Annotated in this window: 27 protein-coding genes; 20 read left to right on the top strand and 7 right to left on the bottom strand. The window is 65.4% G+C overall.

Annotation, left to right across the window (positions count from 1 at the left end; all coding sequences use genetic code 11):
* Nucleotides 1-89: 89 nt before the first annotated feature.
* Nucleotides 90-2,810, bottom strand: a complete 2,721-nt coding sequence (gene acnA / locus BraRD5C2_RS38820) for an aconitate hydratase AcnA (RefSeq protein WP_223977709.1) — start codon at nt 2,808-2,810, stop codon at nt 90-92.
* 240 nt (nt 2,811-3,050) lie between these two features.
* Here acnA and ccmA point away from each other — a divergent pair, with 240 nt between their 5' ends.
* The 6 genes from ccmA to BraRD5C2_RS38790 all read left to right on the top strand — a co-directional run bounded on the left by ccmA (nt 3,051) and on the right by BraRD5C2_RS38790 (nt 6,503).
* Nucleotides 3,051-3,653 (top strand): heme ABC exporter ATP-binding protein CcmA, encoded by a 603-nt coding sequence (ccmA, locus tag BraRD5C2_RS38815; protein WP_223977870.1) that lies wholly within the window; start codon nt 3,051-3,053, stop codon nt 3,651-3,653.
* Nucleotides 3,650-4,318 carry a heme exporter protein CcmB gene (gene ccmB / locus BraRD5C2_RS38810; RefSeq protein WP_223977707.1) on the top strand — a complete coding sequence of 223 codons (669 nt, stop codon included), beginning with the start codon at nt 3,650-3,652 and terminating at the stop codon, nt 4,316-4,318. The genes ccmA and ccmB overlap by 4 nt, the downstream gene beginning before the upstream one ends.
* 75 nt (nt 4,319-4,393) lie before the next feature.
* Nucleotides 4,394-5,179, top strand: a complete 786-nt coding sequence (locus tag BraRD5C2_RS38805; protein ID WP_223977705.1) for a heme ABC transporter permease — start codon at nt 4,394-4,396, stop codon at nt 5,177-5,179.
* A gap of 4 nt (nt 5,180-5,183) precedes the next feature.
* Nucleotides 5,184-5,363: a heme exporter protein CcmD gene (gene ccmD, locus BraRD5C2_RS38800; protein ID WP_223977703.1), complete on the top strand. Its 180-nt coding sequence runs from the start codon at nt 5,184-5,186 to the stop codon at nt 5,361-5,363.
* Entirely contained in the window at nt 5,360-5,953 is a 594-nt protein-coding gene (locus BraRD5C2_RS38795; protein WP_223977701.1) for a DsbE family thiol:disulfide interchange protein, read from the top strand. The genes ccmD and BraRD5C2_RS38795 overlap by 4 nt, the downstream gene beginning before the upstream one ends.
* A 175-nt stretch (nt 5,954-6,128) precedes the next feature.
* A complete protein-coding gene (locus BraRD5C2_RS38790) occupies nt 6,129-6,503 on the top strand; it encodes a ComEA family DNA-binding protein (RefSeq protein WP_223977699.1) in 375 nt (124 codons plus the stop codon).
* A gap of 213 nt (nt 6,504-6,716) precedes the next feature.
* Here BraRD5C2_RS38790 and BraRD5C2_RS38785 read toward each other — a convergent pair whose 3' ends face one another.
* Both BraRD5C2_RS38785 and ftsY read right to left on the bottom strand, forming a co-directional pair.
* Entirely contained in the window at nt 6,717-7,319 is a 603-nt protein-coding gene (locus tag BraRD5C2_RS38785) for a septation protein A (protein WP_223977697.1), read from the bottom strand.
* Nucleotides 7,320-7,477: 158 nt separating this feature from the next.
* A complete protein-coding gene (gene ftsY, locus BraRD5C2_RS38780) occupies nt 7,478-8,416 on the bottom strand; it encodes a signal recognition particle-docking protein FtsY (protein ID WP_223977696.1) in 939 nt (312 codons plus the stop codon).
* A gap of 49 nt (nt 8,417-8,465) precedes the next feature.
* Here ftsY and BraRD5C2_RS38775 point away from each other — a divergent pair, with 49 nt between their 5' ends.
* From BraRD5C2_RS38775 to BraRD5C2_RS38765, 3 genes are all read left to right on the top strand, one after another.
* A complete protein-coding gene (locus BraRD5C2_RS38775; RefSeq protein WP_223977694.1) occupies nt 8,466-9,167 on the top strand; it encodes an RluA family pseudouridine synthase in 702 nt (233 codons plus the stop codon).
* A gap of 107 nt (nt 9,168-9,274) precedes the next feature.
* Nucleotides 9,275-10,414 (top strand): DUF2336 domain-containing protein, encoded by a 1,140-nt coding sequence (locus tag BraRD5C2_RS38770; RefSeq protein WP_223977692.1) that lies wholly within the window; start codon nt 9,275-9,277, stop codon nt 10,412-10,414.
* A gap of 306 nt (nt 10,415-10,720) precedes the next feature.
* A complete protein-coding gene (locus BraRD5C2_RS38765; protein ID WP_223977690.1) occupies nt 10,721-11,686 on the top strand; it encodes a Bug family tripartite tricarboxylate transporter substrate binding protein in 966 nt (321 codons plus the stop codon).
* A gap of 289 nt (nt 11,687-11,975) precedes the next feature.
* Here the strand turns inward: BraRD5C2_RS38765 and mtaB are convergent, their stop codons facing one another.
* Together mtaB and dapF are read right to left on the bottom strand one after the other, a co-directional pair.
* Complete coding sequence (gene mtaB / locus BraRD5C2_RS38760) at nt 11,976-13,259, bottom strand: tRNA (N(6)-L-threonylcarbamoyladenosine(37)-C(2))-methylthiotransferase MtaB (RefSeq protein ID WP_223977688.1); 1,284 nt, start codon at nt 13,257-13,259, stop codon at nt 11,976-11,978.
* A gap of 5 nt (nt 13,260-13,264) precedes the next feature.
* Nucleotides 13,265-14,140, bottom strand: coding sequence for a diaminopimelate epimerase (gene dapF / locus BraRD5C2_RS38755; protein ID WP_223977686.1), 876 nt, complete (start codon nt 14,138-14,140; stop codon nt 13,265-13,267).
* A gap of 186 nt (nt 14,141-14,326) precedes the next feature.
* On the opposite strand from dapF, the gene BraRD5C2_RS38750 reads away from it, so the two are divergent.
* Together BraRD5C2_RS38750 and BraRD5C2_RS38745 are read left to right on the top strand one after the other, a co-directional pair.
* The gene (locus tag BraRD5C2_RS38750) at nt 14,327-15,037 is read left to right on the top strand and encodes a GyrI-like domain-containing protein (protein ID WP_223977684.1); all 711 of its coding nucleotides are present in this window, start codon (nt 14,327-14,329) and stop codon (nt 15,035-15,037) included.
* Between the two features lie 5 nt (nt 15,038-15,042).
* Nucleotides 15,043-15,771 carry an SIMPL domain-containing protein gene (locus BraRD5C2_RS38745; RefSeq protein WP_223977682.1) on the top strand — a complete coding sequence of 243 codons (729 nt, stop codon included), beginning with the start codon at nt 15,043-15,045 and terminating at the stop codon, nt 15,769-15,771.
* A 47-nt stretch (nt 15,772-15,818) separates the two neighbouring features.
* Here the strand turns inward: BraRD5C2_RS38745 and BraRD5C2_RS38740 are convergent, their stop codons facing one another.
* Nucleotides 15,819-16,886 carry an MBL fold metallo-hydrolase gene (locus tag BraRD5C2_RS38740; protein WP_223977680.1) on the bottom strand — a complete coding sequence of 356 codons (1,068 nt, stop codon included), beginning with the start codon at nt 16,884-16,886 and terminating at the stop codon, nt 15,819-15,821.
* 377 nt (nt 16,887-17,263) lie between these two features.
* Here BraRD5C2_RS38740 and ffh point away from each other — a divergent pair, with 377 nt between their 5' ends.
* From ffh to rimM, 3 genes are all read left to right on the top strand, one after another.
* A complete protein-coding gene (gene ffh / locus BraRD5C2_RS38735) occupies nt 17,264-18,811 on the top strand; it encodes a signal recognition particle protein (protein WP_223977678.1) in 1,548 nt (515 codons plus the stop codon).
* An 85-nt stretch (nt 18,812-18,896) separates the two neighbouring features.
* Entirely contained in the window at nt 18,897-19,229 is a 333-nt protein-coding gene (gene rpsP / locus BraRD5C2_RS38730) for a 30S ribosomal protein S16 (protein WP_050402543.1), read from the top strand.
* 17 nt (nt 19,230-19,246) lie between these two features.
* Nucleotides 19,247-19,768 (top strand): ribosome maturation factor RimM, encoded by a 522-nt coding sequence (gene rimM, locus BraRD5C2_RS38725; RefSeq protein WP_223977676.1) that lies wholly within the window; start codon nt 19,247-19,249, stop codon nt 19,766-19,768.
* A gap of 10 nt (nt 19,769-19,778) precedes the next feature.
* On the opposite strand, the gene gcvA is transcribed toward rimM, so the two are convergent.
* Nucleotides 19,779-20,690: a transcriptional regulator GcvA gene (gene gcvA, locus BraRD5C2_RS38720; RefSeq protein WP_223977673.1), complete on the bottom strand. Its 912-nt coding sequence runs from the start codon at nt 20,688-20,690 to the stop codon at nt 19,779-19,781.
* Nucleotides 20,691-20,861: 171 nt separating this feature from the next.
* Between gcvA and BraRD5C2_RS38715 the strand changes: the two genes are divergently transcribed.
* From BraRD5C2_RS38715 to BraRD5C2_RS38690, 6 genes are all read left to right on the top strand, one after another.
* The gene (locus BraRD5C2_RS38715; RefSeq protein WP_223977671.1) at nt 20,862-22,061 is read left to right on the top strand and encodes an MFS transporter; all 1,200 of its coding nucleotides are present in this window, start codon (nt 20,862-20,864) and stop codon (nt 22,059-22,061) included.
* Nucleotides 22,062-22,196: 135 nt separating this feature from the next.
* A complete protein-coding gene (locus tag BraRD5C2_RS38710; RefSeq protein ID WP_223977669.1) occupies nt 22,197-23,279 on the top strand; it encodes a quinone oxidoreductase family protein in 1,083 nt (360 codons plus the stop codon).
* A gap of 9 nt (nt 23,280-23,288) precedes the next feature.
* The gene (trmD, locus tag BraRD5C2_RS38705) at nt 23,289-24,050 is read left to right on the top strand and encodes a tRNA (guanosine(37)-N1)-methyltransferase TrmD (protein ID WP_223977667.1); all 762 of its coding nucleotides are present in this window, start codon (nt 23,289-23,291) and stop codon (nt 24,048-24,050) included.
* Nucleotides 24,051-24,158: 108 nt separating this feature from the next.
* Complete coding sequence (gene rplS, locus BraRD5C2_RS38700) at nt 24,159-24,539, top strand: 50S ribosomal protein L19 (protein ID WP_092126446.1); 381 nt, start codon at nt 24,159-24,161, stop codon at nt 24,537-24,539.
* A gap of 448 nt (nt 24,540-24,987) precedes the next feature.
* The gene (leuC, locus tag BraRD5C2_RS38695) at nt 24,988-26,394 is read left to right on the top strand and encodes a 3-isopropylmalate dehydratase large subunit (RefSeq protein ID WP_223977665.1); all 1,407 of its coding nucleotides are present in this window, start codon (nt 24,988-24,990) and stop codon (nt 26,392-26,394) included.
* A 107-nt stretch (nt 26,395-26,501) separates the two neighbouring features.
* Nucleotides 26,502-26,711 carry a hypothetical protein gene (locus BraRD5C2_RS38690; protein ID WP_223977663.1) on the top strand — a complete coding sequence of 70 codons (210 nt, stop codon included), beginning with the start codon at nt 26,502-26,504 and terminating at the stop codon, nt 26,709-26,711.
* Nucleotides 26,712-26,901: the final 190 nt, after the last annotated feature.

The following is a 26,901-nucleotide window of genomic DNA, read 5'->3' as shown; positions in this document are numbered from 1 at the left end:
AGTGAGGCACCGATCACAAATCCGCGCAAGAGCATGGTCCGGAAAAGTGTGAAGCGGTTTTCCGGGCAGACCATGCTCAAACAAAAGGCCTAGGCCGCGAGTTTGCGCAGCACGTAATGCAGGATGCCGCCGTTGCGGTAGTAATCGAGCTCGTCCAGCGTATCGATGCGGCAGAGCAGCGGCACATCCCGCTTGCCGCCGTCGGCGGAGACGATCTCGGCCGTCAGCGTCTGCCGCGGCTTCAAATCGCCCTGCAGCCCGCGGATCGTGACCTTCTCGTCGCCCTTGAGGCCGAGCGAGGACCACGAGGTGCCGTCCTGGAAGGTGAGCGGAAGCACGCCCATGCCGACCAGGTTGGAGCGGTGGATGCGCTCGAAGCTCTGGCAGATCACCGCGCGCACGCCGAGCAGGCGAGTGCCCTTCGCAGCCCAATCGCGCGACGAGCCGTTGCCGTATTCGGCGCCGGCGAACACCACCAGCGGCACGTTCTCCTGCTGGTACTTCATCGCCGCGTCGTAGATCGACATCTGTGCGCCGTCGGGCCAGTGCTTGGTGAGACCGCCTTCCGGAATATTGCCGTCGGCGCCCTTCAGCATGAAGTTCTTGATGCGGATGTTGGCGAAGGTGCCGCGCATCATCACTTCATGGTTGCCGCGCCGCGTGCCGTACTGGTTGAAGTCGGCGGGGCGCACCTGGTGCTCGCTGAGGAACTTGCCGGCGGGCGAGGTCAGCTTGATCGAACCGGCCGGCGAGATGTGGTCGGTGGTGATCTTGTCGCCGAACATCGCGAGGATCCGCGCGTCGACCACGTCGACGACCGGGTCCGGCTGCTTCTTCATGCCTTCGAAGTAAGGCGGGTTCTGCACATAGGTCGAGCTCATGTTCCAGCGATAGGTCTCGCTTTCCGTGGTCTTGATCTTGCGCCAGTTGGTGTCGCCCTTGAACACGTCGGCATACTTCTTCTTGAAGATCGTCGCGGTGACGTACTTCTTCATGAAGGCGTTGATCTCCTTGGTGGTCGGCCAGATGTCCTTCAGGAACACCGGCTTGCCGTCCTTGCCGATGCCGATCGGCTCGACTGCGAGATCCTTGGTCACGGTGCCGGCGAGCGCATGCGCAACCACCAGCGGCGGCGAGGCGAGGTAGTTCGCCTGCACGTCCGGCGAGACGCGGCCTTCGAAGTTGCGGTTGCCTGACAGCACGGCGGCGGCAACGATGCCGTTGTCGTTGATCGACTTCGAGATGTCTTCCGGCAGCGGACCGGAATTGCCGATGCAGGTGGTGCAGCCGAAGCCGACCAGGTTGAAGCCGACCTTGTCGAGATCGGCCTGCAGGCCGGAATTGGCGAGATATTCCGCCACCACCTGGCTGCCCGGCGCGAGCGAGGTCTTCACCCACGGCTTGGCCTTCAGACCCTTGGCGGCCGCCTTGCGCGCCAGCAGCCCGGCGCCGATCAGCACGCTCGGGTTCGAGGTGTTGGTGCAGGAGGTGATCGCGGCGATCACGACGTCGCCATGGCCGAGATCGAAATTGCGGCCCTCGACCGCAAAGCGCTTCGTCTCACCCTCGGGCTTCTTGTATTCGCCGACCAGCGCGGTCGCGAAGCCGGTCGACACCGCCGGCAGCGCGATGCGGCCCTCGGGGCGCTTCGGTCCGGCCATCGACGGCACGACGTCGGCGAGATCGAGCGTCAGCGTGGTGGTGAACACCGGATCGGCCGACTTGGCGGTACGGAACAGGCCCTGCGCCTTGGCATAGGCCTGCACCAGCTTGACGCGATCGGCCTTGCGGCCCGAGGTCTTCAGGTAATCGATGGTCGCGGCATCGACCGGGAAGAAGCCGCAGGTCGCGCCGTATTCGGGCGCCATGTTGCCGATCGTCGCCTTGTCCGCGACCGACAGGAAATCGAGGCCCGGGCCGAAGAACTCGACGAACTTGCCGACCACGCCGAGCTTGCGCAGCATCTGGGTGACTGTCAGCACGAGGTCGGTCGCGGTGACGCCTTCCTTAAGCTGGCCCTTGAGCTTGAAGCCGACCACTTCCGGCAGCAGCATCGACAGCGGCTGGCCGAGCATGCAGGCTTCCGCCTCGATGCCGCCGACGCCCCAGCCGAGCACGGCGAGGCCGTTGACCATGGTGGTGTGCGAGTCGGTGCCGACCAGCGAGTCCGGATAGGCGACCTCGAAGGTGCCGGTCTTCTTGCCGACCGTCATCTTCTCCTTCTTGGTCCACACCGTCTGGGCGAGATATTCGAGATTGACCTGGTGGCAGATGCCGGTGCCGGGCGGCACCACCGAGAAGTTCGAGAACGCCTTCTGGCCCCACTTCAGGAACTCGTAGCGCTCCTGGTTCTGCTTGTATTCCTCGGTGACGTTCTTCGCGAACGCCTTGTTGTCACCGAAGAAGTTGACGATCACCGAGTGGTCGATGACGAGATCGACCGGCACCAGCGGGTTGATCTTCTCGGCATCGCCGCCGAGGTTCTGCATAGCGTTGCGCATCGCCGCGAGATCGACCACGGCCGGAACGCCGGTGAAATCCTGCATCAGAACGCGCGCCGGGCGGAACGCGATTTCGTGCTCGAGCTGGCGCTTCTTTAGCCACTTCGACACCGCAACGATGTCTTCCTTCTTGACGGTGCGGCCGTCCTCGTTGCGCAGCAGGTTCTCAAGCAGAACCTTCATCGAATACGGCAGCTTCGAAATACCCTTCAGTCCGTTCTTCTCTGCCTGGGGCAGGCTGTAATAGACGTAGGACTTGCCGCCGACCTTCATGGTCTTGCGGCATTTGAAGCTGTCGAGTGAGGTCATGCGGAGGATCCCAATTCTCAGTTATACCCGGCAAGGGTAACTAAACACCGGCGACCGACATGGGCCGAGGGGATGGCCTGGATGGCTTGCGGCCGCCGATTGTGTGTGCTGCATCAAGTTCCGGGCTTATAGAACCTTTCTAGAAGCACCGCCACACCGACAAGCGTGCGACAGCGTTGCGCGACCCAAAAATTCTCACGCGGTAGCGAAAGATTTCAGAGGGCTGTGACACAACGAACCATGCGGCTCTCGGGACGAAATCTGAAATGCGTGCGCGGCGGACGCGAGGTGTTTGCTGGCCTCGATCTGTCGGCCACGGCCGGCGAGGCGCTTGCCGTCACCGGGCCCAACGGCGCGGGCAAGACCTCGCTGCTGCGCGTCCTCGCCGGGCTCCTGGTTCCCGCCGAGGGCATGGTCGCGCTCGACGGCGGCGACGCCGAACTCAGCCTGCCCGAACAGGCCCACTATCTCGGCCACCGCGACGCGCTGAAGCCGGCGCTGAGCGTCGCGGAAAATCTTTCCTTCTGGCGGGAATTCCTCGGCGGCGAGACGGAGGATGCCGGCCGCTGCCTTGCTGCCGTGGCTCTCGACCATGCCGCGCACCTGCCGGCGGCCTACCTCTCGGCCGGCCAGCGCCGCCGCCTGTCGATCGCGCGCCTGCTCTCGGTGCGGCGGCCGGTCTGGCTGCTGGACGAGCCGACATCGGCGCTCGATGCGGCCGGACAGGCGCTGTTCGTGGGGCTGATGCGCGACCACCTCGCAAGCGGCGGCCTGATCGTCGCTGCCACCCATCTGCCGCTCGGCATCGATGCGCGCGATTTGCGGATGGGAGGCGCGGCATGAGCGCGCTGGCCGCATTGATCCGCCGCGACATCCGCATCGCGCTGCGCGTCGGCGGCGGGGCGCTGATCGGGGTGCTGTTCTTCCTCACCGTCACGGTGCTGATGCCGTTCGCGGTCGGGCCCGATCTGGCGCTGCTGTCGCGGCTCGGCCCCGCGATCCTCTGGCTCGGCGCGCTGCTGGCGAGCCTGCTCACCCTCGACCGGCTGTTCGCGGCCGATCACGAGGACGGCTCGCTCGATCTGATCGTGATGAGCCGGACGCCGCTGGAACTCGCCTGCGCGGCCAAGGCGCTGGCGCATTGGATCGCCGCCGGGCTGCCGCTGATCATCGCAACCCCGGTGCTCGGCCTGCTGCTCAATCTCGACGGCACGGCGACCCTTGCGGTCGCAGCGACTTTGCTGGCGGGAACTCCGGCGCTGACCTTCACCGGCATGATCGGCGCGGCATTGGCGGTGACGCTGCATCGCGGCGGGCTGCTGCTCGCCGTGCTGGTGCTGCCGCTATCGATCCCGGTGCTGATCTTCGGCGTCGCCGCCTCACAGGCGGCGATCTCGGGTCCCCTACTTTTTGGAACACCGTTCTCGATCCTTTGCGCGCTGTCGCTTGCCAGCCTCGTGATCGGCCCGTTTGCCGCCGCCGCGAGCCTGCGGCACGGGCTGGACTGAAATGGCCTCGATCAAATCTCGCCGAGAGCGGTTCGGCCAATTGCTTGCGACACATTGGGCGACTATCAGGGTGCCATGAAGCTGACTGAGACGCTGAACGACCTCGCCAATCCGACCAGGTTTCTGGCGCTGACCGCGCGGACCCTGCCGTGGCTCGCTGGCGTGACCGCGATCCTGCTCGCGATCGGGCTCTACCAGTCGGCGATGGCGCCCGACGACTACCAGCAGGGCGCCACGGTCAAGATCATGTTCATCCACGTGCCGAATGCGTGGCTGTCGATGTTCGTCTGGGGCGTCATGAGCGTGGCCGCGCTCGGCACGCTGGTGTGGCGGCATCCGCTTGCCGACGTCGCCGCGAAGGCTGCCGCCCCGATCGGCGCCGCCTTCACCTTCCTTGCGCTGGTCACCGGCTCGCTGTGGGGCCGGCCGATGTGGGGCACCTATTGGGAGTGGGACGCGCGCCTGACCTCAGTCTTGATCCTGTTCCTGATGTATCTCGGCCTGATGGCGCTGTGGCGTGCGGTGGAGGACCCTTCGCGCGCGGCGCGGGCGGCGGCGGTCCTGACCCTGGTCGGCGCGATCAACATCCCGATCATCAAGTTCTCGGTCGACTGGTGGAACACGCTGCATCAGCCGTCCTCGGTGCTTCGGATGGGCGGATCGACGCTCGACAAGGCGTTCCTGTGGCCGCTGCTGGTGATGGCGATCGCGTTTTCGCTGCTCTTCATCACCTTGCATCTGGCGGCGATGCGCAACGAGATCCTGCGCCGGCGCGTGCGCAGCCTGCAGATGATGCAAGCCAGCCGCGTCGCGTTCACTAGCGAAGCGGCCGCCGGTCCAAAAGAAATTGGAGCGGCGTGACGCGATGTCGCTTGGTCCCTACGCCTCTTTCATCGTGACGTCCTATGCGCTGGTCGCCGCGGTCGTGCTGCTCCTGATCGTCTGGATCACCGCCGACTATCGCCGCCAACAGGCGCGCCTGAAGGAGATCGAGGCCAGCGGCATCACGCGCCGCTCCGGCCGCAGCGCGGCGGATATTCGATGAGCGATCAGGCGACCAACAGTCCGCCGCAAGCCCGCCGGCTGCTGGTGGTGCTGCCGCTGGTACTTTTCCTCGGGCTCGCCGGACTTTTCCTGCTGCGGCTCTATGGCGGCGATCCCTCCAAAATTCCGTCGGCGCTGATCGGTCGGCCGGCACCGCAGACCGTCCTGCCCGCGCTCGACGGCCTCGTGAAGGACGGTGCGCCTGTCCCCGGTCTCGATCCCGCCGCATTCAAGGGCAAGGTCTCAATCGTCAACGTCTGGGCGTCCTGGTGTGTGCCCTGCCATGACGAGGCGCCGCTGCTGACCGAGCTCGGCCGCGACAAGCGCTTCCAGATCATCGGCATCAACTACAAGGACTCGCCCGAGAACGCGCGCCGCTTCCTCGGCCGCTACGGCAATCCGTTCGGCATCGTCGGCGTCGACGGCAACGGCCGCGCCTCCATCGAGTGGGGCGTCTATGGCGTGCCCGAAACCTTCCTGGTCGGACGCGAGGGCACGATCGTCTACAAGCTGGTCGGCCCGGTGACGCCTGATAACGTCAACACCGTGCTCAAGACCGAGATCGAGAAAGCGCTGCGCGCGGACAAGTAATCGCATCGGCACGCCGCGGCTCGCGAACATGAATCGAGCATGAACGACGCGAGAAAACACCTGCGGCATAATACTTCGACGGGTTTATCTGCGGTTCATTTCCCGGCCACGGCGACGCCACGAACTCAACCCTAACTCCATGGCGTGACTTCACTCATTCCTCGGAGAGGGACATGTGCGCAAGACCACGCTCGCTTCACTTCTTGCTACCGCGCTCACGCTCGGCCTGATGACGGCCACGCCGTCGATGGCCCAGTCGCCGCAGCCGGTCGCGCCCGCCGCCAAATCCGAGAGCCACATCGCGCCAGCGCCGAAAGCGGCGGCCCCTGATCTGAAGACGACGGGAATGGCGAAGGACGACCTGCTCGACATCAACAGCGCCGGCGCGGACCAGCTCGACGCGCTGCCTGGTGTCGGCAAGGCCTACTCGGCTGCGATCATCAAGGGCCGCCCCTACAAGGGCAAGGATGAACTGGTGCAGAAGAACATCCTGCCGCAGGCGACCTACGACAAGATCAAGGACAAGATCGTCGCCAAGCAGAAGAGCTGAGGCGGTTCACTTCACCTCTCCCCGTTCTTTACGGGGAGAGGTCGAAATTCGCGCGAAGCGGGAATTTCGGGTGAGGGGCTTTGGAAGGTATTCGCAACAATCTCCGACCTATCCGTGGAGATAGCCCCTCACCCCAGCCCTCTCTCCGCATCCGCCTTCGCCCGAAGGCGGGCTTCGGCGGACAAGAGAGCGGGGCGAGGGAGCAGACTGCCGCTACCCCTTCCGCACATCGCCGGCGTCCGCCTCGCTGGTCTCCAGCGAGACCGGCTCCAGATGATAGCGCTTGGTCAGCGGCATCTGCGCGATGGCGAAGATCATGGTCAGCGGCGTCACGCCGAACACCTTGAAGTTCACCCAGAAATCCGTGGTCTGCGTCCGCCAGACGATCTCGTTGAGGATGGCCATGCCGGCGAAGAACAGCGCCCAGCGCATGGTGAGGATGCGCCAGCCCTGCGGCGTCAGATTGAACATCTGGTCGAACATCACGGCGATGAAGGAACGGCCGAACAAGAGCCCGCCGCCGAGCACGGCCGCGAACAGGCCGTAGATGATGGTCGGCTTGAGCTTGATGAAGGTCTCGTCGTGCAGCACCAAGGTCAGGGTGCCGAACACCAGCACGATCGCGCCGGTCACCAGCGCCATGATTGGCACGTGTTTGGTCACGACATAGGACGCAATCATCGCCGCCACGATCGCCACCATGAACGCAGCCGTAGCGACGAACAGATGGTACTTGGCGTTCGCGATGAAAAACACGAGCAGCGGGCCGAGCTCGGTTGCGAGCTTGAACAGCGGATGTGGCTGGGTCTTGTCCATCAATTCAGTCCATTGAACTCGTGTCTTGGCCATCCTTCGAGACGGCGCTCCGCGCCTCCTCTGGATGACGACCTTTCGTATCCCACCGTCATCCCTGCACAACGGCTTTGCCGTTGTTGCTGGAGGAGCGCGCACCAGCGCGCGTCCCGAAGGATGAATTATTCGATCCCGGCAATTGCCTTGGCAAAATCCTTCGCCGTGAAGGGCGCGAGGTCCTCGACGCCTTCGCCGACGCCGATGAAATGTACCGGCAGCTTGTGCTTCTCCGACAGCGCAACAAGGATGCCGCCGCGCGCCGTGCCGTCAAGCTTGGTCATCACGAGGCCGGTGACGCCTGCCGTACGATGAAACGCCTCGACCTGCGACAGCGCATTTTGTCCCACCGTGGCGTCGAGCACGAGCAGCACCGCATGCGGCGCCGACGCATCGACCTTCTTGATGACGCGAACGACCTTTTCGAGCTCGTTCATCAGCTCGGACTTGTTCTGAAGGCGGCCGGCGGTGTCGATCAGCAGCACGTCGCGCGCCTGCTCCTTGGCCGCGGTCAGCGCGCTGAAGGCGAGGCTTGCCGAATCCGACCCTTGCGCGCCCGCAATGACCGGCGACTTGGTGCGCTCGCCCCAGACCTTGAGCTGCTCGATCGCCGCGGCGCGGAAGGTATCGCCGGCGGCCAGCATGACCTTGTGGCCCTCGGCGGAGAATTTCGCCGCAAGCTTGCCGATCGTCGTGGTCTTGCCGGAGCCGTTGACGCCGACGACCAGGATCACGAACGGCTTCAGCGTCGCATCGATCTCGAGCGGCTTCGCCACCGGCGCCAGCACCTTCTCGACCTCGGTCGCAACGACGTCCTTGACCTCATCGGCCGAGATCGCCTTGTCGTAGCGGCCCTTGCCGACCGCCTGCGCAATGCGGACCGCGACATCGGTACCAAGGTCGGCGCGCAGCAGCACATCCTCGATGTCATCGAGCATGGCAGAATCGAGCTTACGCTTGGTGACGAGGTCGGCGACCGCGGTCCCGATCGAACTCGAGGTTCGCTTCAGGCCGCCTTTCAGCCGCTGCCACCAGCTCTGTTTTGTTCCCGTGGTATCGTTCATGGCGGGGGTGTGTTAGCCGTTTCGCCTCACAAACGAAAGTCTCGACGAATTGATCGATGTTCCCCAATTGACCGCGGAAGAGATCCTGGCGCGGGTGCTCCACCGCGATGGATTGATGCTGGTTATCGACAAACCGGCCGGCCTGCCGGTGCACCGCGGTCCCAAGGGTGGCCCCAATCTGGAGGCCTCGTTCGACGCGTTGCGGTTCGGCCTGCCGCGGCCGCCGGTGCTGGCGCATCGGCTGGACAAGGACACCTCCGGCTGCCTCGTCCTGGGACGCCACCGCAAGGCGACCGCCTCGCTCGGGCTGTTGTTCAAGCACAGCAAGATTGCGAAGACCTATTGGACCGTGGTCGAGGGCGGCCCCACCGAGGACGAAGGCACCATCGACATGCCGCTCGGCCGGCTCAATGCCGAGCGCGGCTGGTGGCAGAAGCCGGACCCGGATGGCCAGAAGGCCGTCACCAACTGGAAGGTGCTGGGACGCGGCGAGGGCATCGCCTGGCTCGCGATGGAGCCGGTCACCGGCCGCACCCACCAGCTCCGGGTGCATTCATCGGCGATGGGCTGGCCGATCGTCGGCGACAATATCTATGGCAACGGTCCGCGCTTCGGCGAGCCGACCCTGCATCTGCATTCCCGCGAAATCGGCATCCCGATCTCCCGCAACAAGGACCCGGTGCATGTCGTAGCACCTGCGCCGGCGCACATGCAGGAGCGGCTCAAGGCCTGCGGCTGGAACGGCGAGTAATCCTCCGGGATTCTACTGACCATTATCCTTACGAAACGTTCAGGTCCGCCCGATAGAGCTGCGAGCTGGCTTAGAACAAGCGCATCGGGACGGGCTCAGGACGAGCAATGCTGACTGCCGGGCAGGCAATTATCGACGAGGTCGAGGCTGCGATCCGCGCCGGCTCCGCCGAAAAATGCATTGCCACGGCGAAGCGCGTCACTGATCTGTTCCTCCTCTCCGCCGGCAGCTTCAACAGCGAGCAGGTCGAACTGTTCGACAATGTGCTCGAACGGCTGGTCAAGACCATCGAGCTACGCGCGCTCGCCGAGATCAGCGCCCGGATGGCGCTTGCCGAGATCAGCGAGCAGCTCGCCCCGGTCGCGCAGGCACCGCCCGCGATCGTTCGCCGCCTCGCCAGCAACGACGAGATCCGGGTCGCGCGGCCGATGCTGCAGGAATCCTCACGCCTCAGTGCCGAGGACCTGGTCGAGATCGCGCAGACCAAGAGCGAACAGCACCTGCTCGCCGTCGCCGGCCGCTGGTGGCTGAAGGAAGTCGTCACCGATGCACTGCTGGCCCGTCGCTTTGCAAGCGTGAGCCACCGCCTGGTCACCAATCCCGGCGCCAAAGTATCGCCGGACGGATTTGCCGTCGTCCTCGCACAAGCCGAGCACGATCCGACCCTCGCAGTCGAGACCGGCATCCGCGCGGACCTGCCGGCGGAGCTCCGTCTTCAGCTCCTGCGCCGGGCAACGGAAGAGGTGCGCGGCCGTTTGCTGGAGCGTGCCCCGCCGTATCTCTACGAGGAAATCCGGCACGCGATCGCCGCAGTCGCCGCCGGCGTCGAGCGCGACATGTCGCAGGTCCGCGATTTCACCGCAGCCAAGCGCCACGTCGCGAGGCTAAAGGACAGCGACAAGCTCAACGAGGCCGCCCTGCTCGGCTTCGCCAGGCAGCGGAAATATGAGGAGACCGTTGTCGTGCTCGCGGATCTTGCGCGGTCGAACGTCGAGGTGATCCGCTCCCTGATGCAAAGCCTGCGCAGTGAAGGCCTGCTGGTGCCGTGCCGGGCGGCAGGCCTGAGCTGGGAGACCACCGCCGCGGTGATGGAATGCCGCTATACGACCGGCTCCATGGGCTCCGTTGAGCTCACTCATGCAAAGGGCCAGTTCACCAAGATGACACGCGGAGACGCCGATCGCCTGCTGCGGTTCTGGCAGGTTCGCGCGTCGCAACCGCCAAAGCCCAACGGACGCGCGCACTGACAACGTCGCGCGAGATGGCGCGGATGATTCCGATTTCAACCTGTCAAACCAGCTGGTTCGGCATCATCACGACCAACAACAACCATCGTAGTTGTGGGTCCCTGCTCCCGTGCGCAATTGCCCACTAGCCGGGGACGACGTCGAGATTGTTGGCGCACCGGGGAATGACGCGGGAGAAAAATGCGTACCCCGAAAGGATGCGCACGGCTTTCGACCCAGACAAGATCTGCGATTTGTTGACGTTGGCTGGGGCACCCGCACTGTAGTTAGATGACGCTGCGACGGATGATCGGGCAGCGTGTTCGCATGAAGCGACGAACCTTCATCGCAAGCTCAGTCGTCCTGCTGGCCGCACCGGGCATCGTGCGGGCGCAGGCCTATCCGGCACGACCGGTGCGCATGATCGTTCCGTTCGGGCCAGGCGGGAACGCCGATGTTTTCGGCCGGATCATCGCGCAGAAATTATCCGAGCGGCTCGGAGAGCAGTTCTACGTCGAGAACGTGAGCGGCGCCGGCGGCAACATTGGCGTTGGCCGCGCGGCCATGGCGGCGCCCGACGGATACACCGTTCTCGTCACGCCGCCCAGCTTCACGATCAATCCCGCGTTGCACGACAAAGTCCCCTATGATGCTCGCACGTCGTTCGATGCGGTCACGCTCGCCGTCAGCACAAGTGTCGTGCTCGCGGCAAATCCGTCTGTGCCGGCGCAGACGCTCAAGGAGCTGGCTGCCCTGATCAAAAGCAATCCCGGCAAATTCAACTACGCGACCGCCGGGGTGGGGTCGCCCGGACATATCGTCGGCGAGATGCTGCGCCAGTCGCTCGGCGTCGACCTTTTACACATCCCTTACAACAGCGCGGCTTTGGCAATCGGCGCGACGGTGGCGGGCCATACGACAATGTGCCTTGCCGCACCGGCACCAATTGTGCCGCAGGTCGGGGACGGCCAGCTGCGCGCACTGGCGATGGCATACCGGAGACGGTTGCATGCGCTCGCCGACGTACCAACGACGGCAGAAGCAGGCTATCCGGACATCGAGTTCGACAATTGGTTCGGTGTCTTTGTTCCAGCCGTCACCCATCCGGATATCATTGCGCTCCTCAACCGCGAGATCGTCAGGAGCATGTCAGATCCGGGCATGAGGGCACACCTGCTGACACTTGGTCTCGAGCCAATCGGGAGCACGCCGGCAGAGTTCAGCAGACAAGTCGCAATCGAACTCGAAAAATGGGCCAAGGTCGTCCGGGCCGCGAACATCAGGACTGAGTGAGGGCGCAGTCCGCGTTCATCGCATTCCGCACCGCGTTCGTGGCGATCGCGAAGCGCCCCTCAATCGCGTGAGACCGGCATATTGAACATCTGAAGTGGTGAAGCGCGACGCGGAATTTTGCCCGTCGGGTTGATGTGTCGCAGGGCCGCATTCTCTCCCCGTCATTCCGGGGCTCGCGAAGCGAGAGCCCGGAATCCATCGGGCCACATAGCAAATGGACGAATGGATTGCGGGCTCATGCTTCGCATGCCCCGGAATGACGAGAGGGGAGCGGGCGGAGAGCGTCGTCTCAATGAACGTCGCCGGTCGATGCCGTGAGACGCACACCATCGTGGCCGGTCACAACGAGGCGCCGCACCATGCCCCGCTCATCACCGTCGATCGCAACCGGCAGGAAATGCTCAGTACGGCCCTGCCTGTCGCTCTCGATCAGCACCTCGCGCGTCGCGCCGGCTTCCGCAGCAAGCCGCCGCAGCAGCGCGGCTTCGCCGGCCGCGCGCAGCCGCCTGGCGCGCTCCCTGATCGTCCCGCCCTCGACCTGCGGCATCTGCGCCGCCGGCGTGCCCGGACGTCGCGAATAGGGAAACACATGCAGGAAGGTGAGATCGCATTCCGCGATCAGATCGAGCGAGCGCACAAACATCTCCTCGGTTTCGGTCGGGAAGCCCGCGATGATGTCGGCGCCGAGCGCGATGTCCGGCCGCAGCCGGCGCACCTGCGTACAGAAATCGATCGCGTCCTGGCGTGAATGCCGGCGCTTCATCCGCTTCAGGATCATGTCGTCGCCGGATTGCAGCGACAGATGCAGATGCGGCATCAGCCGTGGATCGTCGGCGATGACATCGAGCAGGTCGCGGTCGGCCTCGATCGAATCGATCGAGGAGATGCGCAACCGCTTCAGCTCGGGCACATGGCGCAGGATCTGCCGGGTCAGCTGGCCGAGCTTCGGCGCGCCCGGCAAGTCGGCGCCATAGCTCGTGAGATCGACGCCGGTCAGCACGATCTCGGCATGACCGCGCTCGACCAATGTGCGGACCTGATCGACCACCGCGCCCATCGGCACCGAGCGCGAATTGCCGCGGCCGTAGGGAATGATGCAGAAGGTGCAGCGATGATCGCAGCCGTTCTGCACCTGTACGAACACCCGTGGCAGGCCGCGCTCGAAGCCGTCGAGGAGATGCGGCGCCATCTCGGTCACCGCCATGATGTCGGCAACCGCGACTTTCTCGCTCGCATCGATGCCAAGCGGCGCATCGAAAGCGGCGCGCGTCGCCTGCCAGGCGCCGCTGCGCATCTTCTCGTCATTGCCGACGACGCGATCGACCTCGGCCATCCCGGCAAACATGTCGGCTTGCGTCTGCGCCGCACAGCCGGTGACGACGATGCGCGCCGCCGGGCGTTCGCGTTTCAGTTTGCGGATCGACTGCCGGGCCTGCGCCACCGCCTCATTGGTAACGGCGCAGCTGTTGATGACGATGGTGTCGGTGAGCCCGGCCTGCTCCGCCTCGTGCCTGATCACCTCGGATTCGAATGCGTTGAGGCGGCAGCCAAAGGTGACGACGTCGACGCTCATGATGGTCAGGCGACGTTGGCGAACAGCGCCGGATCGAAGCGGCCCTCATATTCGAAATCGGCGGTGCCGGTCATCAGCGCGTGGTCGTCGCGCTCGCGCCACTCGATGCCGAGCTTGCCGCCGGGCAGCGTGACCTCGACAATCCGGTTGGCCCGCTTCAGCCGCGCCGCGGCGACCGCGGTCGCGCAGGCCGCCGAGCCGCAAGCCCTGGTGAGGCCGGCGCCGCGCTCCCAGGTACGGATCGTGATGTGGTCGCGATCGACGATATGGGCGAGCGTGATGTTGGCCCGCTCCGGGAAGATCGGATGATTTTCCAGCAGCGGCCCGAAACGTTCGAGGTCGTGGGCATTGACGTCGTCGACCCAGAACACCGCGTGCGGGTTGCCCATCGAGACCACCGAGGGCGAATGCAGCACCGGATTGTCGATCGGCCCGACCTGCAGCTCGATGTAGCGGGTGTCGCGAAATTCCTCAGCCAGCGGAATGTCCTGCCAGCCGAACTTCGGCACGCCCATGTCGACGGTGTAGAGATCGGGCGCCGGCCCCTGCCAGCAATTGAGCAGCCCGGCGCGGGTCTGGAACGTCGCCGATGTCTGGCCGGTCTTCTCGAAGATCCGCCGCACCACGCAGCGCATGCCGTTGCCGCAGGCCCCGGCCTCCGAGCCGTCATTGTTGTAGATCGAGATGAACGCTTCGGTGCCGTCGAGCCGCGGCGGCTGCAGCACCATCAGCTGGTCATAGGGCACGCCGCCGGCCGGCGACGCCACCGCGCGCGCCTCATCAGCCGAAACCTGCGCTTTGGAATCGCGCAGGTCGACGACGACGATCTCGTTGCCGATGCCGTTCATCTTGGCGAATGCGTGATTGGCGAGCGCGCTCATCGATTTTCCTAAATTCTGCCCGGTTATATGGCGAGTGGTGGCCCATTGGCCAGTCAGAATGGCCCTATGACACATCTGTCATGGGACGAATGCAGAACTCGCGTGTTAGGAATATCGCACCTCAGGGACCGCGCGCGCCGGGACAGATCGAGCGGCCGTTTGAGGGAAGGGGATGGAGAATACCGAATGAACCGTATCAACACACTCCGCGCGGCCCTGGTCGCGCTGCTCCCTTTGGCCGCGATCGCCCTGGCAAGCCCGGCGCCTGCACAGTCGCCATCAGCCTCGCCCGCTCCGGCGGCAAGCCCGAGCCCCGTTCCCGCGCCAGCGCCATCGGCAACGCCGGTGCCCCCGCCGGCCGAGACCAAGTCGCCCGCTGACAGCCCGGCCGCATCGCAGTCCCCTGCGCCGCCGCCGGCCGCCCCGGCGCAGACCGCCGACCCGTTCGGCGAGCCGTTCACGCTGGAACCGAAGAAGGTCGTGATGCTGAAGGGCACGGCCAACTGGGATTCGGCCTTCGACGCGCTGATCGAGGCGTTCAAGCAGCTCACCGCGCTGCTCGACAAGGACGGCGTCAAGGCCGCGGGCAATCCGATGATCGTCTACACCTCGACCGACGACACCGGCTTCACCTTCATCGCCGAAATTCCGGTCGACCAGGACGTCAAGAACCTCGGCAAGAACATGAGCATGGGCAATTCGCCGGACGGCAAGGCGCTGAAATTCGTTCATCGCGGGTCCTACGACAACATGGACAACACCTATGAGGCGATCACCAATCACCTCGACGACAAGAAGCTCGAAGCCAAGGACACCTTTATCGAGGAATACATCACCGATCCGCTGAAGACCGCCGAAGACAAGCTTGTGATCAACGTCTACGTACCCCTGAAGTGAGCCAGATGACCTATCGCCTTCCCCTCGGCCTCCCCATCGCCGCCACCCTCATCGCGACCACGCTGCTGGCTGCGCCCGCATTCGCCGACAGCGACTTTCCGCCGGCGATCTCGGTCACTGGCGAGGCGACCGTATCGGCGGCGCCCGACGAGGCGCAGCTCGACGCCGGCGTCACAACCGACGGCAAGACCGCACGCGAGGCCACCGACGCCAACAATGTGACGATGGGCAAGGTGCTGGCCGCGCTGAAGGGCGCCGGCATCGCGGAGAAGGACTATCAGACCTCGCGGCTGTCGCTGCAGCCGCAATTCGCCAACCGCCCGCCGTCGTCGCCGAACGCGCCGCCCAGCATCGTCGGTTACCACGCGAGCAATCGCGTCACGATCAAGCTGCATGATGTGAGCAAGGTCGCGGGTGTCATCGACGTGCTGGTGGGTGCCGGCGCCAATGATATCGGCGGGCTCAATTTCTCGGTGTCGCAGGCCTCGAAGCTGCTCGACGAGGCACGCGAGCGGGCGATCGCCGACGCCCGGCGCAAGGCGGAGATCTACGCCAAGGCCGCCGGCGTCACGCTCGGCGCGCCCTTGAACATCTCGGAAGTCGGCTCGGCGCCGGTGCCGATGTTCCGCGCCAAGATGGCCACGGCAGGCTTCGCCGCACCGACGCCGGTCGCGCAAGGCGAGGAAACGCTGACGGTGAATGTCAGCGTCTCCTGGGCGATCAAGGAGAAGTAATTCAAGCCGGCCAATTAACGTCGTCCCGGCGAAGGCCGGGACGACGGTCAAACCTCGAACACCTGTCCCGGCTTCAGCGTCAGAAACCTCTCGCGCGACACCTTGGCCGCGTCGAGCGCTTCACCGAGTGCGATCGCCGGCGCGTCGATTGCCTCGTCGGTCAATTGGAACGTGCCGTGGTGATGCGCCAGCGCTTGCGTCGCCCCGCAATCGGCCAGCGCCTTCACGGCGTCCTCGGGGTTCATGTGCTGGTCTTGCATGAACCAGCGCGGCTCATAGGCGCCGATCGGCAGGATCGCGAGCCGCAGCGGGCCATGCGCCTCGGCAACCCGGCGAAAATGCCGGCCGTCGCCATAGCCGGAATCGCAGACGATGTAGAGCTTGCCGGCCGGCGTCTCCAGCACGAAGCTCGCCCACAGCGCCTTGTTGCGATCGAACAGGCCGCGCGCCGACCAGTGCCGCGTCGGCACCAGCGTCACGGCAACGCCGCCGCCGAGTTCGACGCGCTGATGCCAGTCGAACGCCTCGGCTTTGATCGCGGCATCGGAGGCGCGCATCGTGACGTCGTTGCCGAGCGGCGTGATCACGCGCGGCGTAAACGCCGCAGTCAGCTTCGACAGCGTCCCGACATCGAGATGATCGTAATGGCCGTGCGACACCAGCACGACGTCGATCCTGGGCAACTTCTCGAAGGCCACGCCCGGATCATTGTGCCGCTTCGGACCTGCGAAGCTGAACGGCGAGGCCCGCATCGACCAGACCGGATCGACCAGAATGTTGAGGCCGCCGGTCTGGATCAGCCAGCTGGCGTGACCGATAAAGCAGAACCGCACCTTGTCGCCATCGACGCGCGGCGGCGGCGTATCGGCATAGGGGCTCGGCGCCCATTCCGGCCAGACCGCGCGCTGCCGCCTGCCCCCGAACTGCCAGCGCAGCACCTCGCCGAGCGATTTCGGCGGCGCGCCATCCGGATCGAAGAAGTGCAGGCCGTCGAAGTGATCGGAGACGGGGCCGTCATAGGTTTTCATCAGGGACATCCAGATCGAGGGCACGCCGATCGCGGCAGTGGCTCTGGTCAAGGTTGCAAGAAGGCGGCGGCGGGTGACGATGGGCACGCGGGTTCCCAACAGGAGGCAGGCTCCGTTTATATGGGTGACGATGCCGAATTCGGAACCAGCGTGGCAAATTGATGCGATTTCAATGCCTTATGGCTCAGGCTACGCCAATTGCGGCGAAACTTTCCTTGACTTTGCCGCCCCGGCAGCGTTTAACGCCGCGACTTTCTCGGAAAGATCCGTCTTTTCGACCCGCCGACTGGCCCTGGAGGCCAGAGGCCAACGCCCGACAGCGCGATGCGCCCTCGGGCGCAAAAGTGTTTGGACCATCGTCTTGGCACGGTGCCGAGGCGGACTATGTGGTCATCACCCGCGAGAGCGGGTCATGACCGGAAGCGAGTGAAGCGCGCTCACGGGCGCAACGAAGGACAACGGCATTGTTCGACAATCTGTCGGAACGGCTTGGTGGCATTCTCGATCGTCTGACGGGGCGCGGCGCGCTGACCGAAAAGGACGTCGATGCCGCGATGCGCGAGGTGCGCCGCGCACTGCTCGAGGCCGACGTCGCGCTCGAGGTCGTCCGCAGCTTCATCGACCGGGTCCGCGAGCAGGCGATCGGCGCCACCGTCGTCAAGTCGGTGACGCCGGGCCAGATGGTCGTGAAGATCGTCCATGACGAGCTGGTCGCCACGCTCGGCTCCGACGGCCAGACCATCGACATCAATTCCGTGCCGCCGGTTCCGATCATGATGGTCGGCCTGCAAGGCTCCGGCAAGACCACCACCACCGCAAAGCTCGCGCGCCGCATGGTCCAGCGCGACAAGCGCAAGGTGCTGATGGCCTCGCTCGACGTCTACCGCCCGGCGGCGATGGAGCAGCTCGCGGTGCTCGGCCGCGATCTCGACATTCCGACACTGCCGATCGTCGCCGGCCAGATGCCGCCGCAGATCGCGAGGCGCGCGTTGGAGGCCGGCAAGCTCGGCGGCTACGACGTGGTGCTGCTCGACACCGCCGGCCGCACCACGCTCGACGAAGACATGATGAAGGAGGCGGCCGAGATCAAAGCCGCCGCCAACCCGCATGAAGTGCTGCTGGTCGCGGATAGCCTCACCGGCCAGGACGCGGTCAACCTCGCACGCGCGTTCGACGAGCGCGTCGGCCTCACCGGCATCGTGCTGACACGCGTCGACGGCGACGGCCGCGGCGGCGCCGCGCTGTCGATGCGCGCGGTCACCGGCAAGCCGATCAAGCTGCTCGGCACCGGCGAAAAGACCGACGCGCTGGAAGACTTCCATCCGAACCGCATCGCCGGCCGCATCCTCGGCATGGGCGACGTCGTCTCGCTGGTCGAGAAGGCTGCGGCGAACATCGACGCCGAGAAGGCCGCGCGCACCGCCGAGCGCATGCGCAAGGGTCAGTTCGACCTCAACGACATGCGCGAACAGCTGCAGCAGATGGCGAATATGGGCGGCATCGGCGGCCTGATGGGCATGATGCCCGGCATCGCCAAGATGAAGAACCAGATCGCAGCGGCCGGCATCGACGACAAGATCATCAAGCGTCAGGTCGCGGTGATCGATTCGATGACGCGGCAGGAGCGCAAGAATCCGGACATCCTGAAGGCGAGCCGCAAGAAGCGGATCGCGGCAGGCGCCGGCCAGAGCGTCGAGCAGGTCAACAAGCTGCTGAAGATGCATCGGAACATGGCTGACATGATGAAGGCCATGGGAAGCGGCAAGCGCGGCCCGCTCGCCGGGATCGCGCAGGCGATGGGCTTTGGCGGCGGCATGAAGCCGCCCTCGGCCGATGAGATGAAGGCGCTCGCCGAGAAGATGCAGGGCGGCGCCGGCGGCGGTCTGCCCAATTTGCCGAAGGATTTGCCGGCCGGGCTGCGCGGCGGTCTGCCGAACGTGCCGGGCCTGACCGGCCTTTCCGGCAAGCCGATGCTGCCGGGCCTCGGCGGTTTCCCGGGCAAGAAGAAATGAGGAATTCGTCGTGATGGCTCACATGCAGCCGGCGCGACGCGGAATGCCAATCAATCGAACACATCGACCTTTGAAGGAGAACTAAATGTCCGTTGTTATCCGCCTCGCTCGCGCAGGCACCAAGAAGCGTCCGGTCTATCACGTCGTCGTCGCCGACTCGCGTTTCCCGCGCGATGGCCGCTTCATCGAGCGTCTCGGCCACTTCAACCCGCTGCTGCCGAAGGACAACGAAGCCCGCCTGAAGCTCGACATGGACAAGGTGAAGGCTTGGCTCGCCAAGGGCGCGCAGCCGTCGGATCGCGTGACCCGCTTCCTCGACGCCGCCGGCGTCGTCAAGCGCGCCGCGCGCAACAACCCGGAAAAGGCCGTGCCGCGCAAGGAGCGCAAGGCGCAGGCCGAAGCCGCCGCCAAGGCATAGACTGAACGGCGACCACGGTGACTGCACCGGTCTGTGTCGCCCGTATCGGCGCTGCGCATGGCGTGCGCGGCGCCGTCCGGCTGTGGACCTTCACCGAAGATCCGCTGGCCGTGAAGGACTACGGCCCGCTGATGACCAAGGACGGCACGCGCCAGTTCGAGCTCACGCATGCGCGCGAGGCCAAGGACCATCTGGTGGTGACGTTGAAGGGCGTCGCCAGCCGCGATGACGCTGAACGGCTTAATGGTCTCGAGCTCTACGTTCCGCGCGATCGGCTGCCGGAAACCGACGACGGCGAATATTACCACACCGACCTGATCGGCCTCGCCGCCGTGACGACATCAGAGCAGACGCTCGGCAAGGTGATCGCGATCCATAATTTCGGCGCCGGCGACATCATCGAGATCGCCCCGCCGCAGGGCGCGACGATGCTGCTGCCCTTCACCAATGCTGTGGTGCCGACAGTCGATCTTGCCGGTGGCCGCGTCGTGATCGACCTGCCGCAGGAAGTCGACGGCGACGATCCGTCGGCAGCCTGAACCGAAAATATCAGCCCGTCATCCGGCCCTGCTGCTCGAGCCAGTCGCAGAACACCGCGCTGTGCGGATCGTTGCTGCGGCCTGCAGGGAAATAAGCGAAGTAGCTCCGCGCCGGCAGGCTGATCGCGGGGAACGGCGTCACCAGACGCCCGACCGCGAGATCGTCCGAAATCAGCGCGGTCGGACCCATCGCAACGCCGAGGCCATCGAGCGCAGCCTGGATGGTCAGATAGAAATGATCGAAGGTAAGCGAACCCGCCGGCTCCAGCGCGGAGTGCCCGGCCTCGGTCAGCCAGTCGCGCCATAGCCGCGGCATCGACGTGACATGCAGCAGCGTATGCCGGGAGAGATCCGCGACCTCATCGAGCGGCAATTGCGCAAGCAGCGACGGACTGCACACCGGCAATCGCCGCTCCGAAACCAGGAAGCGCGACGAGAAGCCATGAAACGTATCCGGACCGCCGCGGATCACGACGTCGAATGATTCCGGCAGCGCATCCACCGGATCGTTCGACGTGCTCAAGCGCACCTCGATGTCGGGATGCTCGTCGCGAAACCGGCTCATCCGCGGCAACAGCCAGCGCAGGCTGAAGGTCGCGAGCGCGTTGACGCGCAACACCGCCACCGCGGCGTCGCCGCGTCGCGCGCGATGCTGCTGCACGGCGGCCGAGATCCGGTCGAGCGCCGGCGCGAACTCCGCCAACAGCGCCGCGCCCGCCGGTGTCAGCACCACGCGCCGCACCGATCGCCGGAACAGCGCCGGCGCGCCCAGCCACTCCTCGAGCAGCCGGATCTGCTGACTGACGGCGCCATGGGTCACGCTGAGCTCGGCGGCGGCCTCCTTGAAGCTGCCGAGCCGCGCGGCGGCCTCGAAGGCGCGAACCGCATTGAGCGGCGGCAGGCTGCGGCGTGGGACGAACATGACCTCTCAATACCAGATTTTCTAACGCATGATCCGATTATTAATGATTTGTGACAGCGCCGGTTCGGGCGCATATTGCGCAACAAACTACTCATATATCTCTTCTTTTCGAAAGACCTCTCCGATGCGCAGCCGCTCTATATTTAGTTTTTCTTGCTTTGGAGGGCGGCGATGAGCGTATCCACGGAAGCGGGCGCATCCCGGCCCGGCCAAACCCAGGCGACGCGCGCACTCACGGTGACCGGGCTCAACCACGCCCTTCATGACGGCTACACCGACCTGATCTATGTGCTGCTGCCGGTCTGGCAGGCGGAGTTCGCGCTGAGCTACGGGCTGCTGGCGCTGCTGCGCGGGCTCTATGCCGGCGCCATGGCCGGCTTGCAGATTCCGGTCGGACGCCTCGCGGAGCGGATCGACGGCAAGATCATCCTGATCGCCGGCACGGCGCTGTCGGCGCTCGGCTATGTGTTCGCCGGATTCTCCGGCGGCGTCATCGGGCTTGGCCTGGCGCTCGCACTCTCCGGCGCGGGTTCGAGCACGCAGCATCCGATCGCATCATCAGCGGTGTCGCGCGCCTATGGCGCGGCTGCGCGCGGCCCGCTCGGCATCTACAATTTCTCCGGCGATCTCGGCAAGGCGGCGATCCCCGCGCTGACCTCGATCCTGCTCGTGATCATGTCGTGGCGGCACACGCTGCTCGTGCTCGCGTTTGCAGGCCTGCTGGTCGCGATCTGCATCGCGCTCTGGATGCCTTCGGTCGGCAAGGGTGCCGAGCACACGATGGCCGCCGCGTCGCGCCGCGAAGCCGCCGGCGGCGGCTTTCACTGGCTGCTCGCGATCGGAATTCTCGACACCGCGGTCAGGATGGGTTTTCTCACCTTCCTGCCGTTCCTGTTGCGCGACAAGGGCGCCTCGCTGCCAACCAACGGCCTCGCGCTGGCGCTGGTCTTCATCGGCGGCGCTGCGGGGAAATTCACCTGCGGCTGGCTCGGCGAGCGCGTCGGCACGTTGCGCACCGTGCTGATCACCGAAAGCGGCACGGCGGCGCTGATCCTTGCGGTGCTGGTGTTGCCGCTGACGCCGGCCATCGTGCTGCTGCCGCTGCTCGGCGTGATGCTCAACGGCACCTCCTCGGTGCTCTATGGCACGGTGCCCGAGCTCACGCCGCCACATCAGACCGAGCGTGCCTTCGCGCTGTTCTATACGGGCACGATCGGATCGGGCGCGATCGCACCCGTGCTCTACGGCCTGCTTGGCGACGCGCTCGGCCCGACGCTTGCGACGGTAGCGACCGCGATCACAGCGCTGGCAATCTGTCCGCTTGCCATGGCGCTCGCGCGGCATCTTGCCGACGATCCAACGGCCGCGTGACACTTGATCAGCCTGGGTCTGTAGCCCGGATGACGCGCAGCGAAATCTGGGATCGCTCCTCATTGCCGGCGCGATTCCCGGATTGCGCTTCGCTCCATCCGGGCTACTTAAGCAATGGTCTCACGGAGCATCGCAATGACAAGCACGCACAAGGCCTGGCGACTGCACGCCCACAATGATCTTCGCTTCGAGGATGTCGCAACGCCGAAGCCTGCGCCCGATGGCGTCGTGGTCCGGATCGAGGCCGGCATGGTGCTGTCCTACACCAACAAGCTCTTGTCGGGCGCGCTGCCCTACAGCCTGCCGCCGATGCCGTTCGTGCCCGGCACCAACGCGATCGCGCGAATCGTCGCCACCGGCGACAACGTCACCCATGTGCGGAGCGGCGACCGCGTGTTCCTCAGCCCGCATCTGCGCGGCGACGTGCCGGATCGCGATCCGCCGCAAATCCTGATCGGCCTCACCGCCACGGTGACAACGCCGGAGGCGCTGGCGTTGCAGGCGCGCTGGCGCGACGGCGTGTTTGCCGAGATCGCGCACTGGCCTGCCGCCTGCGTCACGCCGCTTGCCAATCTCGACGACAAGCCGGCGACCGAGCTGATCGGGCTGGCGAAACTGATCGTGCCGTTCGGCGGATTGCAGCGCACCGGCCTGCGCGGCGGACAGACCATCATCGTCAACGGCGCGACCGGCTATTTCGGTTCGGGCGGCGTGATGCTCGCGGTCGCGATGGGCGCGGGCCGCGTCGTCGCCGTCGGACGCAAGCAGGCCGCGCTCGAGCAATTGCGCGATGCATTCGGCCCGCGCGTCATTCCCGCCGTCGTCACCGGCGATGCCGCCGCCGACCTTTCGATCATCCGCCGCGCCGCCGGCGGCAGCGCCGATGTCGCGCTCGACCTGCTCGGCGCCGCCAAGAGCACCTCGACCACACTGTCCGCCCTGCGCGCGCTCAAGCGTGGCGGCCGGATGGTGCTGATGGGCAGCGCCGAGGCGCCGCTCGAACTCTCGTTCCGCGAGATGCTGGCCAACGACTGGGAAGTGGTCGGGCAGTTCATGTACAACCGCACGGCACCGGGCCAGCTGGCCGGCCTCGCCGCCGAAGGCCTGCTCGATTTGCGCAAGATCAACATCGCGACCTTCAAGCTCGCCGACTTCCGCCGCGCGGTGGACGCGGCCGCCATAATGCAGAGCCTCGACCTCACGGCCGTGGTGCCGTAACCAGAGGCCATGACATCGCAAGCGCCCCCATCCCAAGCGACGCCATGGCGCGCCACCGTGCTGACCTTGTTCCCGGACATGTTTCCGGGACCGCTCGGCGTGAGCCTGGCCGGCAAGGCGCTGGCCACGGGTCTCTGGGCGCTGGAGGCGCGCGACATCAGGGCATCGGCGACCGACAAGCACCGCAGCGTCGACGACACGCCGGCCGGCGGCGGCCCGGGCATGGTGCTGCGGGCCGACGTGCTGGCGGCAGCGATCGACGCCGCTGATATTGCGCCGGACCGCCCGCGCCTCCTGATGAGCCCGCGGGGTCGGCCGTTGACCCAGACCCACGTCGCCGAGCTGGCGGCCGGACCTGGCCCCCTGATCGTCTGCGGCCGCTTCGAGGGCATCGACCAGCGGGTGATCGAGGCTAGGAACCTCGAGGAGGTTTCGATTGGCGATTACGTGCTGTCCGGCGGCGAAATCGCGGCGATGGCGCTGATCGACGCCTGCGTCCGCCTGCTGCCGGGGGTGATGGGGAAGCTGGCCTCGGGAACCGAGGAGAGCTTTTCTGAAGGACTACTGGAATACCCCCAATACACCCGTCCGCAGGAGTTCGAGGGCCGCCAAATCCCGGAAATCCTCATTTCCGGCGATCACGCCAAGGTCGCGGCCTGGCGGCTGGCCCAGTCCGAGGCCCTGACGGCGGCCCGGCGGCCCGATCTCTGGGCCCGGAAGGCCAGCCAAAAAGCGGCCCGGCGAGGGACAAAAAACACGACAGACGGGTGACAAACCCTGCGCTTTGCCTTATAGGCACGGCCTAATCCGCACACGCGCAGGATAGATGGACGTTTGCGCAGCCCGCACAGGCTGGGCGCGCCGCCGATGGAGATTTCGATGAACCTGATTCAGCAGCTCGAAAAAGAGCAGTTCGACAAGCTCGCCGCCACCAAGACCATTCCGGAATTCGGACCCGGCGATACCGTCATCGTCAACGTGAAGGTGGTCGAAGGCGAACGCACCCGCGTGCAGGCCTATGAAGGCGTCTGCATCGGCCGTTCCGGCCACGGCCTCAACGAGAGCTTCACTGTGCGCAAGATTTCGTACGGCGAGGGCGTCGAGCGCGTTTTCCCGGTGATGTCGCCGATGATCGACTCGATCAAGGTCGTGCGTCGCGGCAAGGTGCGTCGCGCCAAGCTCTATTACCTGCGCAGCCTGCGCGGCAAGTCGGCCCGCATCGTCGAGAAGCAGGACCGCCAGACCGCCGTCGGCGAGTGATTCACCCCGAAAGGGATGTGACCAAAAGCGCGGGGCCTGCCCCGCGCTTTTTTGTTGCGGCATACCTATGTGGAAGGTCAGCCTCGACTGTCATGCGCGGATCAGGCCCGCGCATCCATCGAAATGAGCACTCTCGTTCAAGAGGATGGATTGCCGGGTCGAGCCCGGCAATGACGACAGGGGCACCCGCGCAATCGATCGATTGTCGCGGCCACGAGCCCTGTGTTAGAAATTTAGAATGGTTCCGGATCAAGCAAGCCAGCGCTGCCAGCGCGTCGTGATCGACGATCGCTCGCGGCTGCCCGGCCGCTTCTTCGGACGCTTTGCGACGTCGGCAACGTCAGAGCTTACGCGCGCAGCGTAACGCTGCCTGGACGCTGTCGCCGGCTCGCGCGCCGAGACGCGCTTGACGCCATTCACCACTGAATTTCTTCTGGAGCTGAAGCTCATGTCCAAACCGACCACGCTGTACGACAAGATCTGGAACGACCATCTGGTCCACGAGGCCGAGGACGGCACCTGCCTGCTCTATATCGACCGCCATCTGGTGCACGAGGTGACCTCGCCGCAGGCGTTCGAAGGCCTGCGCGCTTCGGGTCGCAAGGTGCACGCGCCCGAGAAGACGCTCGCCGTCGTCGACCACAACATCCCGACCACCGATCGCTCGAAGCCGAACCCCGACCCGGAAAGCATCGAGCAGATGCGGGTGATGGCGGAGAACGCCAAGGAATTCGGCATCGAGTATTACAACGAGTTCGACAAGCGCCAGGGCATCGTCCACGTCATCGGCCCGGAGCAGGGCTTTACGCTGCCCGGCACCACCATCGTCTGCGGTGACAGCCACACCTCGACGCATGGCGCGTTCGGCGCGCTCGCGCACGGCATCGGCACCTCCGAGGTCGAGCACGTGCTGGCGACGCAGACGCTGATCCAGAAGAAGGCCAAGAACATGCGCGCGATCGTCGACGGCAAATTGCCCGACGGCGTGACCGGCAAGGACATCATCCTGGCGATCATCGGCGAGATCGGCACCGCCGGCGGCACCGGCTATGTGCTGGAATATGCCGGCGAGGCGATCCGTGCGCTTTCGATGGAAGGCCGCATGACGGTCTGCAACATGTCGATCGAAGGCGGCGCGCGCGCCGGCCTGGTTGCGCCCGACCAGAAGGCGTTCGACTTCCTGCGCGACCGCCCGAAGGCGCCGAAGGGCGCGGCCTGGGATGCCGCGATGCGCTACTGGGAGACACTGCGCTCCGACGAAGGCGCGCATTTCGACCACGAGCTGCGGCTGGACGCTGCAAAACTGCCGCCGATCGTCACCTGGGGCACGAGCCCTGAGGACGTCATCTCGGTGACCGGCTTCGTGCCCGATCCCGACAAGATCGCGGACGAAGCGAAGCGGCTCTCCAAGCACCGCGCGCTGAAATATATGGGCCTGACCGCCGGCACCAAGATCACCGACATCAAGCTCGACCGCGTCTTCATCGGCTCCTGCACCAACGGCCGCATCGAGGACCTGCGCGCCGCCGCCAAGGTCGCCGAGGGCAAGACCGTCAACGCCAACGTCAACGCGATGATCGTGCCGGGCTCGGGCATCGTGAAGGAGCAGGCGGAAGCCGAAGGGCTCGACAAGATCTTCCTTGCGGCCGGCTTCGAATGGCGTGAGCCGGGTTGCTCGATGTGCCTCGCCATGAACCCGGACAAGCTGAAGCCGGAAGAGCGATGCGCCTCGACCTCGAACCGCAACTTCGAGGGCCGCCAGGGCTTCAAGGGCCGCACCCATCTGGTGTCGCCTGCGATGGCTGCGGCCGCCGCGATCGCCGGCCACTTCGTCGATATCCGCGACTGGCGGTAAGGTAAGCGCGGTTTTCGTCTCAAGCTCGAGCCGTTGTGGAAACGGCTCGTTAACGTGACGTACGCACACTGGGTCCTCGCGAACACAAGTTTCGTGGGGAGCCGGACGTGGCCGACAAGAACGAATTCGTCGACATGATCAGTGAGGCGACGCGGCAGAAGCGCCGTCGCGCCGCACCACGCATCATCGATCCGCTTCCCGAGGTGAAGGAAACCTCGCGCCTCAGCCACTGGCCGCCGGAGCGCTGGACGCAATGGCGGATGGAAAACCTGACGCCGTGGAAGATAAAGCCCTGGAAGCTGAAGAACTGGGATTAGCCTGACAAAACGGGCGCCGTGAGGCGCCCGCTGTCATTTCAGGCCTTACCACGCTGCACAACAACAGCCGGTATCACTGCGTCAGCCGGTGCTGACAGCGAAGCACTTTGCGATGTCGTCAGCCGGTTACCGCGTGAACCCTTTGCTAAGGGTTGGCATCTAGGGTTAACCGACAATCAATCAGAAAATT

This window comes from Bradyrhizobium sp. RD5-C2, assembly GCF_019972155.1.
Lineage (GTDB): Bacteria > Pseudomonadota > Alphaproteobacteria > Rhizobiales > Xanthobacteraceae > Bradyrhizobium.
This window is presented reverse-complemented; position numbering and strand designations above follow the sequence as displayed.